At 34.0% G+C, this 11,510-nt stretch carries 10 protein-coding genes; all 10 read right to left on the bottom strand.

The window, feature by feature from the left end; translation table 11 throughout:
- Positions 1-1,061: glycosyltransferase family 4 protein (locus ACTXGO_RS05460; RefSeq protein ID WP_443573622.1), on the bottom strand; the 1,061-nt coding region annotated here is incomplete at its 3' end.
- A gap of 66 nt (positions 1,062-1,127) precedes the next feature.
- On the bottom strand, positions 1,128-2,108 hold the full coding sequence (locus tag ACTXGO_RS05455; protein ID WP_443573620.1) for a hypothetical protein: 981 nt from the start codon (positions 2,106-2,108) through the stop codon (positions 1,128-1,130).
- A gap of 583 nt (positions 2,109-2,691) precedes the next feature.
- Complete coding sequence (locus ACTXGO_RS05450) at positions 2,692-4,098, bottom strand: mannose-1-phosphate guanylyltransferase/mannose-6-phosphate isomerase (protein WP_443573618.1); 1,407 nt, start codon at positions 4,096-4,098, stop codon at positions 2,692-2,694.
- A gap of 31 nt (positions 4,099-4,129) precedes the next feature.
- Positions 4,130-5,173, bottom strand: coding sequence for a glycosyltransferase (locus ACTXGO_RS05445; RefSeq protein WP_443573616.1), 1,044 nt, complete (start codon positions 5,171-5,173; stop codon positions 4,130-4,132).
- 111 nt (positions 5,174-5,284) lie between these two features.
- The gene (locus ACTXGO_RS05440) at positions 5,285-6,451 is read right to left on the bottom strand and encodes a glycosyltransferase (protein WP_443573614.1); all 1,167 of its coding nucleotides are present in this window, start codon (positions 6,449-6,451) and stop codon (positions 5,285-5,287) included.
- Between the two features lie 12 nt (positions 6,452-6,463).
- Positions 6,464-7,333 carry a glycosyltransferase family 2 protein gene (locus ACTXGO_RS05435; protein WP_443573612.1) on the bottom strand — a complete coding sequence of 290 codons (870 nt, stop codon included), beginning with the start codon at positions 7,331-7,333 and terminating at the stop codon, positions 6,464-6,466.
- 138 nt (positions 7,334-7,471) lie between these two features.
- The gene (locus ACTXGO_RS05430; RefSeq protein ID WP_443573610.1) at positions 7,472-8,254 is read right to left on the bottom strand and encodes a glycosyltransferase family 25 protein; all 783 of its coding nucleotides are present in this window, start codon (positions 8,252-8,254) and stop codon (positions 7,472-7,474) included.
- A 115-nt stretch (positions 8,255-8,369) separates the two neighbouring features.
- Complete coding sequence (locus ACTXGO_RS05425; RefSeq protein WP_443573608.1) at positions 8,370-10,169, bottom strand: ABC transporter ATP-binding protein; 1,800 nt, start codon at positions 10,167-10,169, stop codon at positions 8,370-8,372.
- A gap of 11 nt (positions 10,170-10,180) precedes the next feature.
- Positions 10,181-11,212 carry an NAD-dependent epimerase/dehydratase family protein gene (locus tag ACTXGO_RS05420; RefSeq protein WP_443573624.1) on the bottom strand — a complete coding sequence of 344 codons (1,032 nt, stop codon included), beginning with the start codon at positions 11,210-11,212 and terminating at the stop codon, positions 10,181-10,183.
- A 32-nt stretch (positions 11,213-11,244) separates the two neighbouring features.
- Positions 11,245-11,510 (bottom strand): UDP binding domain-containing protein (locus ACTXGO_RS05415; RefSeq protein ID WP_443573606.1); only part of this gene is annotated, 266 nt, incomplete at its 5' end.

Genomic DNA, 11,510 nt, shown 5'->3' with positions numbered 1-11,510 from the left:
TGTCCCATAGTAGTAATCAGATCAGGACTGATGATTAGCTTCTCCATAGCTTCAGCCAACTCACCAACTGATTTTACGGGTACTAGATAGCCGTTGCTGCCCTCTACTACAGTCTCGCGGCAACCGGGTGCATCAGTAGTGATAATAGGGCGACCCATAGCCATAGCTTCTAACACCGAGCGCGACGTGCCTTCCCTATAAGAAGGTAATACATAAATAGCGCTGGCAGCGATAGCAGGTCGTACATCATCAAGCTTACCCCAATAATTAACAATACCAGTCTCTACCCACTCATCTAACTGCGCTTGATCAATAGCTGCTGGGTTCTCGTCTATCCAGCCTACTAAATGAAACTCAGCTGCTGGATATTGCTGCTTAATTATTTTGGCAGCCTCAACATACTCAACGACCCCTTTGTCTTTAAGGAGTCTAGCTATCAATAAAAAAGAAGGTTTAATCTGTCCTGCGTCATCTTGAGGAAACGGCAGTACGCTAAAATCTGCGACGTCTACCCCTGAGCCATTGACGACGATAGCAGGTGTATTTTCACCAAGCAAATTGAGGGTTTTGAATAAATTGAGATCGTCAGGGTTTTGAAAAAACACTTTGGTCGATTTAGACAAGGCCTGCTGATATAGGCCATGGACGAGCTTTTGAAAGCGACTGCGTCTGCCAGACTCTTCAACCTCTTGAAAGGTATAGCCAAGACCTGAGAGTAGAATAAAGCGCTTAGGTACTTTAGCAAGCCAAGCGGCTAGCGTGCCATAGATAATTGGCTTGATGGTATATGAGAGCATGTAGTCAGGCTGTATTTCGCGTAGTCGTCGATATATCGCTATTAGGGTTTTGGTATCTGATATAGGGTTAGTCCCAGTACGCTGCATAGGCACTTCGTGGAGGACATAGCCTAAATCAAGCAGCGTGTTATAGTCTTCGATATGCTCTTTTAGCTCTGGTGCGATCACATGTATCTCGTAGCCTAGCGCTGCAATGTCTTGTAATAGCTTACCGCGAAAGTTCAACACGTGAGGTAAGTAGTTTGCACATATCAGAAATTTCATAAGTAGCACGCATTATATTGAGGGAGAAATAGTAAGAGTGTAGAAGTAAGTCTATTCAACTTGATTCTATAATGAATTTTTAGGCGGTTGAACATATCTTTTTGTCACATTACTTCTAAGTTTAGTGATATTACAGTCTACACAGACAAATAGAACGTACATAACGACAAAACCATAGCGGTAGCGTACTGCGGTACCATAATTAAATACAACTAAACCATATACGGACATAGATAGCGCCATGAATAGCAGCCAAAAAGCAAGTCTATCTGGGCTCTTTTTCCAAGCTTGGCGAGTAATTAGAAATAGAATGATTAGAATAAATAAGTTTTCGAATGACTGTATAAAAGGTAAGAGACCGCGCGCCTCCCATATAAAAGGTTTAGATAGGAAGTAAAATCCTGAAGTAATCCCTTGTATGACAAAATCACCTACCCCTGAAATTAGCTGTATATTATTGGGGTCGCCGCCATCCTCTACGAACATAGAGACCCTAAACTTATTAACTAATGGCAACGCTATAGGAGCAGAAGCCATTAGTGACATAAGAGCGATGACCCCAATAACTAAGGCTTTTTTTAGGCCCATACCTTTTTTGGCAACGTCGAATAAAAAATACAGCAATACTACTGGACCAACAATATAGAAATTTTGGAACTTGATAAAGTATATAGGCACCATACAAAGGATACTTTTTATCAGCTTAGACTCTCTAGCGTATACGACTGCCAATATCATAAAAAAGAGGATCAGCGTCTCTCTAAGACTTAGTGCTGTATATAGCGCCAAACTAGGGAAAAGTAGGTAAAACCATAGAGATACTTTGGTAAAGATGTTCTTTGCATATAATATAAAGAATAAAATAATATAAATAAAAGTATTATAAAAACCTAAGCTGATAGGTGATACTGGGGTTGGAAATGGCATAACTGCAAAGAAGGTGCTAGCCTCTAGTACGTTGCTACCACTACTGAATGCTTCAACTATGCTAATTTCGCCACTTCTTATGGCATTGACGCTAGTCCAGTATTTTAGTTGATCTGGCATATAAGATACGCTGAACAATACATCATTTAGGACAAAAGGTAAGAAACAATGTAATACAAGTATAGTTTGATAGTTACGAGGTACTTGAAATTTATATCCAATTACAAATATAGTCAACAAACATATTAACAGACTAGGCAAATCGAATAGCCTAGTGCCTATAAAATTATAACTATAAATCCAACTTAGATCTGACATTCATTTATCTCAATAGTTTTATTCTATTTAAATTGAACTTATAATAATTAGTTCAGTTACCACATACTTTATATCTCGATTATTAAAGTAATTCCTGCAAAAATTTCAATCATAAATTAAAATATAAAACTTATTAATTCAATTTATACTATGGCTGGTCCCTTATAGGATAAACCTATTACTACTATAATGGATTCTGAACAACCTTTAAGACCTCAGAACAGAAGAAGAATATATACCAGTAGCATATTATTATGGTTGTACTCTTTTTTAATTTGAATTAACTATATATTGAATGATTAGTATGATAAATATCAAGACTGTTAACCCTTAGAATTTCAAGGCTACAAGATGTAAAGAAAAATATCAAATACAAACTATATTTCTAATTTCGACCATATATATCATGAATTCTGACTATATCATCTTCTCCTAAGTAAGCACCTGATTGAACTTCAATTAATTCTAATAGAATTTTACCTGGATTTTCCAATGAATGTATTTTTCCAATGGGTATATATACTGACTGGTTTTCAGCTAGTATTTCGATCTTATCATCTATAGTTACTTTAGCTGTACCACTGACTATTATCCAATGTTCAGCTCTATGATGATGCATTTGCACTGAAATTTTTGCACCTGGCTTTACAGTAATGCGCTTTACTTGATAGCGTTCACCATTATCTATCGAGTCATAAAAACCCCATGGACGATATACTTCACGATGGTTAATATATTCAGTACGACCATCCCTTTTAAGTATATCAACTATTTTTTTAACATTTTGTACACTATTTTTATGAGCTACTAATACCGCATCTTTGGTTTCAACTACGACTAAATTTTCTACACCTAATGTAACGACTAATTTATTACCAGAATAAATTAGACTATCATTTGTCTCAAAAGGTAATACGTCTCCTTTACATACATTTCCTTGCTGATCCTTAGTTCCTATTTCCCACAACGCCAACCAAGAACCAATATCGCTCCAACCTGCATCTAATTCAATCACTGCTGTATCTGAAGACTTCTCCATGACTGCGTAATCAATGGATTCCGAAGGGCAATCTACAAAAGCCTGTGAATTAACACGAACAAAATCCATGTCTACCTCCATACCTTTAGTTGCTTTCTTACAGGCATGTAAAATATCAGGTCTAAAAGCTTTCAAGTTTTGCAAGAAAACGCTAGCCTTGAACATAAATATACCACTATTCCAATAATATTCTTTTGAATCTAGATAAGTTTGTGCAGTTGTCATGTCAGGCTTTTCAACAAAACTTATAACTTCAGATCCATTAGTAGATAAACGCGCACCAATTTTTATGTAACCATAACCAGTTTCAGGATGAGTAGGTACGACTCCAAAAGTAACTAGTTTATTTCTAAGAGCAATTTCTTCACCGTTCTTTACTGCTTGTAAGAACTTCTGTGTGTTATGAATAAAATGATCAGCTGCTAAAACTAACAATATTGGATCTTCACCATTACTAGTAGCCTTCAAGGCAGCCAGTGCGATAGCAGGTGCTGTATTGCGACCAACTGGCTCTAGCAAAATATTTGCATCTTTTGCGATTGAGTTCCTTAATTGCTCGGCGACTAAAAAACGATGATCCTCGTTACAGATAATTAATGGATTAGAAGCGGATAAACCTTCCAAACGTGATAATGTTTGTTGTAATAAAGTCTCTTCACCACAAAGACTCAAGAACTGTTTAGGATTTAGTTTTCTCGATAAAGGCCAAAGTCTTGAACCAGAACCGCCAGCCATAATTACAGGTAATATCATAATGATCCTATTTTAAACTATTTTTCGTTGATTATATTACTTTTATATCTATCAATAGACGATTCACAATATTTTTCCATAAAAACCTCTCTTCAGCTGAATTACTATATCTTTTAGTGTTATTTAATGCTTTTTCTAGTTCATTAAGAAGTGATCTTATGTCTTTAACTTTAAATATATAATCACTGCTAGTTAATATCTCTTTAAAAACATCTATATCACTACAAACTATTTTGCAACCTTGAGACTTTGCTTCTATTATAGGCATACCAAAACCTTCTAAAGAAGAAGGAAATGCATAAACCTTAGTTCTTCTATACAAACTGATTAACTCACTCTCTGAAAGACTATCAAGTATAGTAATACTATGACCTAAACTATTTGCCTTATTTATTAATGGTTTTATTACGCAATAGCCTCCATTATCTACTCCAACAAATACGATCTTTAAGGATAAGTTATATAAAATTACTGCTTCAAGCAAATCAATATGTCTCTTTCTGTTTTCGAAATGTGCTACATATAGTATATCAATATCTCTATCAACATTAACGTCAACAAAATTAGAAGTATATTCACTAGTTATACCATTATAAGAAACAACAATATCATTATCCAATAACCCACAATTTTTCACTAAAAGGTTTTTAGAGTGATTACTAACGGTAATTATTTTAGGAAAAAACTTTAACATCAAAACATTAATTCTTCCAATAAAACCTTTAATCTCGCCACTATCATTGAGGATTTTTCTTAAATCATGTATTAATAAATATGTATCATGTTTTAAATAAGAAAAAACTGGAATAGGTTTGAAATCATTAATTACAATTCCTTTAGGTAGTATAAGAAACCTAATATTGAGCCAAATCCATGTTAAAAATCTTGACCTAGAGACAGAATCAGGTATGTATAAACACCTATGCTCACTTATTCCATTTGGGGTATTCCCATCGACAACAATAATAGTATATTCAATTGAAAGTCTTTCACATTCAAAGATTATTTCTTCAAATCTTTTATTAGCCCCTGAAAACCTTTTGGACCTATAATATGGTGAAGAAAAATACAACATTATTAACCTCGAAATTAAATAGAAGCTTTAAGAAAAAATTTATTAACTATCATACTGAATACAATATCTCATGAATATAATCATATGAATGATAAATAAGAACGAAAAAAATTACACGCTTATTCCTAATTTTGAAACAAGTTTACTCCAAGAATAACGGTTTTTTATTACTCTTCGATTATTAAAGTAAATAAATTTATCAGATATTGTATTTTCAGATACTAATGTAATTGACTTGGCTAGTTCTACTGAAGATTGATTACTAACAAAATAAACATCTTGACATCCTAATAGCATATTTTTTACATTAGTATTAACACCTGATTTACGATTAAAAGCAACAATTTTCAAACCTGACATAGCAGCTTCCAAAATGGTCTGACCAAAAGATTCGTATCTTGAAGTCATTAAAAATATATCACTAGATTTATAAAAATATTCAGGGTTGTTAGTTGATTCAAATATTAATATCTTTTCCTGCAACTTATTATCATTTATTAAATTTTTATAATTTTCTAACTCGGGTCCTGAACCCACTATTACGAGTAAATATTGTTCTGACAAGTACTTCATAGCTAGAATTGCTAAATTAAATTGTTTAATTTCACTAAATCTTCCTAAAGCTAATAGAACTGTCCTATTTTCTGAGATATTATATATTTTCCTGAGATTTTTTTTTTCAGTAGTAGTTGGAATAGAAAACTTTTTAAAGTTTATACCTGGTTCAACTATTTTAGGTGATATGAACCCCAGACTAGATTTTTTGACTTGTTCAACCATACTTTCTGAAAAAACATAAACATCTTTTGCAACAATAAACGCTGCAAACTGTAATTTATTTTTTACAAATTTAACTATACTATTCATGGTAGAATGTTCTAAGCTACTACCTTTATTGGAGTAGTAGCTTACTTCAGGCACAATATAATTAACATTTTCTATACAAGAAAACCAACTTACAATCGTTAAAAAATAACTTCTAGAAATTATATGATTATACTTATTTTCTTTGTTTAGGTTTTTTAGTAATTTACTAGAATAAAAAATGTTCTTAAAAAAAGAAAATTTACTAAAGTCGTATTTGTAACGGTAAATATTACAATCCTTATTATTCTCAAAAAAACTCAAAATTTCTTCATCTTCATTATTTCTATTGCTACAAAAAATATCGACTTGATAACCAGCATCATATAAAACGTTTGTTATTTCTGAAATAGAATTCTCAACGCCACCAATATTAGGTTTATAAAGAACATTCATTAATAATACTTTTTTCATTATGGAAACCACCTAAATTACTTTTCGCTTAATTTCAATTACCTTTTTATATAAATGTATTGCAGAATACTTTACAATTGCACCATAACCTATTGATGGATATCTTTTCTTTAATTTGAAAAAGTTTTTAAAATCTTTCGAGCGGCTATACTGGTACAACCTATTGGCAATCATACTCTCAAAATATTTTTTCTTATCAAAGTCCTCTATATCATCTAATTCAAGATGATATATATACGTACTATCCAAGTTCTTACTCAATTCAGTTCTGTTCTCTGCATCGACTCTATAAGTAGCAGTTATTGTGGAACTCTTAATTATCTTAAACTCGCTTGCGAGTCTGACCCAAAGGTCTGTATCCTCGCCTCGATTAATATTTGTATCAAAAAGCCCTACTTTTTCAAAACAATCTTTATGAACTACTACAATACTCGTCCATAATAAATTTTCTTTTAAGGCGTCTTTAAAATAGTTTTCAATTTCAAATATGTGCCTTGATCGTGTATGTTTAAAAGTCGTTCTTTTGTCAGAATATTTGAAAGACGTTGCATATACTTTTTTGTTCGGAAAAAGTGTCATCATTTCTATAATCTTTTCAAGATGATTTATTTCCCATAAGTCATCCCCATCAAGGAAAACGATCCAGTCATTATTCGCCTGTAGAACTCCACGATTACGAGCAGCAGAAACTCCTTGATTAGTTTGATTTATCAGACGGATTCTAGCATCATCGATCTTGCTGACAGCATTGATACTATTATCTGTTGAGCCATCATTTACAATGATGATTTCAAAACTCTGATAAGTTTGATTAAGCACAGATTGTATAGTGCTCTTTATACTGAGCTCTTTATTGTACAAAGGTATAACTACAGAAAACATATCAATCCAATTTAAATGATAGAAAGTTTATAATTTTCTTATATATATTTTTTCTAAGGAGTCGAAAATACACTTTAATATTAAAAGATATAGTCATAGTTCTATAAAATATCATTTCAAATAAAACTAATTTGAAAGTTACCATCTTCTTTCTTTCCAATAACGTAAAATACCATGAGTAGTATTTGATTTCAATGCCAATGAATATACAACTCTCTTAGCTTTTTTAATTGTACTGAGTTTTGAATTTACATGGCCGCCTATATCTGATTCTAAATAGCCAGTTGTAACTAATTTAGGGTATAGAACTACGGTAGTATCAATAAGTCCTTTTTCTTCTATGTAAAAAGTGTCTGCAGTGTCTTGGATTTTCTCTAAGTTCTCACGAACTATTAAATCAGCACCAACTGAATCAACAATGTACGAATAAGCACCTGATACATGACCTTCTATAGGATAATTGAAAAAAGAAAAGCCAAATTTACTATTAATATTTTTCTTCTTAGTGCATTTACCTTTAGAGAGGTTATAACCTAAAAAAGCAACATGTAGCGAATGCTCTCTCATAAGCCCAATCGTATTCGTTACTTTTTTTTTAAAATCGCTGCTTAACTCTACATCGTCTTCGAGGATTAGTGTATATTTACTTTTGAGACCACGAGCTATCAATTGCGCTCTTCTATGACTATCAGCACAAGCTAATGCGTTTTTATTTACTGAATAGTGCAGTTTATTGTAGTAGATATTTTTTAGTCTATCGTCTATATTAGACTCTATCCATTCGTCAGTTAATACAGATCCTTCTGTAGCCTCCAAAAACTCGTAAGGAATGTCTAAATTATTCAATTGCTCTGATATTCTAGCTTTACGTTCGGTAGAAGATTTAAGGTTAATAACTAGTATCTGAATTGGTATTGTCATGTTGATTCTCAAATATATTTTGTAAATGATTGAAGACTTACATAGCGATGAAAGTCAGCTATATGTATATTATGCCAACTAACTCATTCTAAAATAATGTTGGTATCATTCAGACTCAAGAGTGTTCAGCCATTTCTCTAAATTGAATGTTTTTCTCTACTAACTCTTGATATGTCCCCTGATCTACTATTTTACCTTTTTCCATAAAGTATATAAGATCGCATTTTTCTACAGTCTTTAATCGATGAGCGATCATAATGATAGTTTTTTTACCGCTAAATTCATGTATAGCATCCATAATTATTTTTTCTGTAATACCATCTAGAGCACTAGTCGCCTCATCAAATACCAAGACATCTGCTTCGTTATAGAGAGCTCTAGCAATTCCGATACGTTGACGTTGACCACCTGATAATTGTATACCACGCTCACCTACCTTCGTATTTATCCCATCTGGAAGCTCTGCAATTAGTTCAGTTAAATGAGCAAGCTCTATAGCCTTATTAACTTGTGAGTAATTGATCACCTCAATGGGTAAACCAAAGGCAATATTTTCAGCAATAGTTCCTTCACTTAAAAAAATGCTTTGTGGAACAAAGCCTAATGTGTTTTGCCACGCACGCTTATTTTTGAGAGTAATACAGGTATTGTCTATACTTAGTTGACCGTTTTGTGGATCTAGTAAACCAAGTATTAAATCAATTAGAGTTGATTTTCCTGAGCCTGACGATCCTACTAGCCCAACTACACTATTTACTGGGATAGTCATATTTACATTATTCACAGCAGGTTTTGATTTTTTAGGATAACTAAATCCTATAGAACTTAATGTTATTTCTTTCTCTAATTTTATTGGTGTGAACACAGACTTATTCATCAGCCATTTTTGATTACCCATAGACTGTTGTAAGTCTTCTTTTACTGCTTCAAAAGCAGCCATAGTTCCTTTAATTCGAGCTAAGCTAGAATAAACTTGCTGTAGAGCAGGTAATAACTTAAATGCTGCTAGAGCGTATACTGCTAAAATTGGTAGTATTTCTCCTAGGTTACCCTGATATAGTTTAATTAGAATAAGCACTAGGCCAATCATGCTACCAAAAGCTATCAATTCCATAAAATAACGTGGTACTTGTCCAATAGCCGAATTTACTCCCAACGCACGCGCGTAAACTTTACCACTTTTATCAAAACGCTCAATAAAATCATGACTACGATTAAGTAGTAATACATCTTTGATACCGCCAAAACCTTCGTTCATGAGTCTAAATCTATCAGTAGAAACTTGCGATATCTTCTGACCATTATCAGATAATCTTTTACGTACTACTCTATAAAGCAATAAATAGGCGAGACCAAATATAAGTAGTCCAACTATTGCTATAATTGGATTATAAATCAGAATACTAATAGATATAAGAATAGCTAAAACTAGTTTTGCATTCATTAACATAAGTGGTTCTATTATGCCATTAGTTATGCGTATGGCCTCTACAGATACCTGTTTAGTAAGTTGTGCACTGCTACCACTAGCATGAAATTGCCAGTCTTCTTGCATATAATATGTATAAAGACTATTAGCGATTTCAATGCCTACTGTAGCACCGTAAATTGCTAACCTCCAAACTGTAAACATAGAAACTAAGGTAGAAAGGGTCAAGGCAATGAGAACCAATAAACCTGCATAAAATACAAAATCTATAGGATCTGTTAAACCTGACATTTGATACAATTTAGAAAAAATATTACTTTCTTCTAATATAGAAATATCACCGACTAAAGCCATAAATGGTGCTATAGAAGCTATCCCTAATAGTTCGGTAAAAGCCATAACAACCACTAGCACTTGTAATATATAAAACTGCTTTAATTGTTTATCTGTCAGCAAACTGAAGAGTTGTTTTATTACTGTTAACATAATTTATTCAACTACAGGCTATTTTGTAAATAAGTAACATACCAAGGCATCGCCTTTTCAATGCCCTGAATTATATCGAACTCTGGCGCATAACCTAACGCGTTTTTAATCTTACTAATATCAGCTTGGCTATGACGCACATCGCCTTCTCTAAAGTCTCTATACACAGGGGCTTGAGTATACTTTATGCCATTGTCAGCCAAGTTCTCTTTTAGCGCGGCATATAGCGTATTGAGCGTTGTACGACCGCCGACTGCGACGTTATAGACCTCGTTTTTGGCCTCATCATTGGCAGTCGCGGCTAGGATATTGGCCTGTACCGCATTTTCAATGAAATTGAAGTCGCGACTGGTGTCGCCGTCACCATTAATATAGACCTCATCACCTGTGATCATCGCCGCTGTCCACTTTGGAATCACTGCCGCGTACGCACCATCTGGAGTTTGGCGCTTACCAAAGATATTGAAGTAACGTAGACCAATAGTATTAAAGCCATAAGTACGAGCGAATACGTCGGCATATAGCTCATTGACGTATTTAGTCACCGCATAGGGTGACAACGGATTGCCAATAGCATCCTCCAACTTTGGTAATGCTGGATGATCGCCATAGGTTGAGCTACTAGCAGCATAAGTAAAGCTTGATACTTTTGCATCGCGCGCCGCTACTAGCATATTCAAGTAGCCTGAGATATTAGTATGATTGGTATTAATAGGATCAGCGATAGAGCGCGGTACTGAGCCTAGTGCCGCTTGATGCAACACATAATCGACATCTTTACAAGCCGCTTGGCAGTCTTCTAATTTGCGAATATCGCCTTCTATAAAGTTAAATTGTGCCCACTGATCGCTACTAACGACAGACTGTACTTCGTCCAAATTGTGCTGAAATCCCGTGGCGAAGTTGTCTAAACCGACGACCCTTTGATTTAACAGTAATAGCGTCTCAAGCAAATTTGAGCCGATAAATCCCGCTACACCAGTGATAAGCCAAGTTTTAGGTTCACTTACTAGTCGTTCTTTAACTGTCTCATACGTAGTCATTGTCATAGTATTTTCCGTATCGCTTTAGATGTTTATAGACGTATATCAGTATCATTTTTATCGAAGACGTACTTTAAATCATAGAGAACATGACTGTCTTTGCCAAAGTTTCTAATATTTTCAATACCCATATCGACGAACTCATTATGAGCGACTGCGAGGATAATACCGTCATAATGACTAGATGATGGCGTTTTGACTGGAGTAATATTATATTCACACTCAGCCTCGCTGCTGTCTATCCACGGATCATAGACATCCACTTCGATATTGTACTCTTCTAGCTCATGCACGATAT

The sequence above is a fragment of the Psychrobacter sp. T6-1 genome (assembly GCF_052258445.1).
The sequence above is the reverse complement of the archived record's forward strand: the minus strand, read 5'-3'. Positions and strand labels throughout refer to the sequence as shown.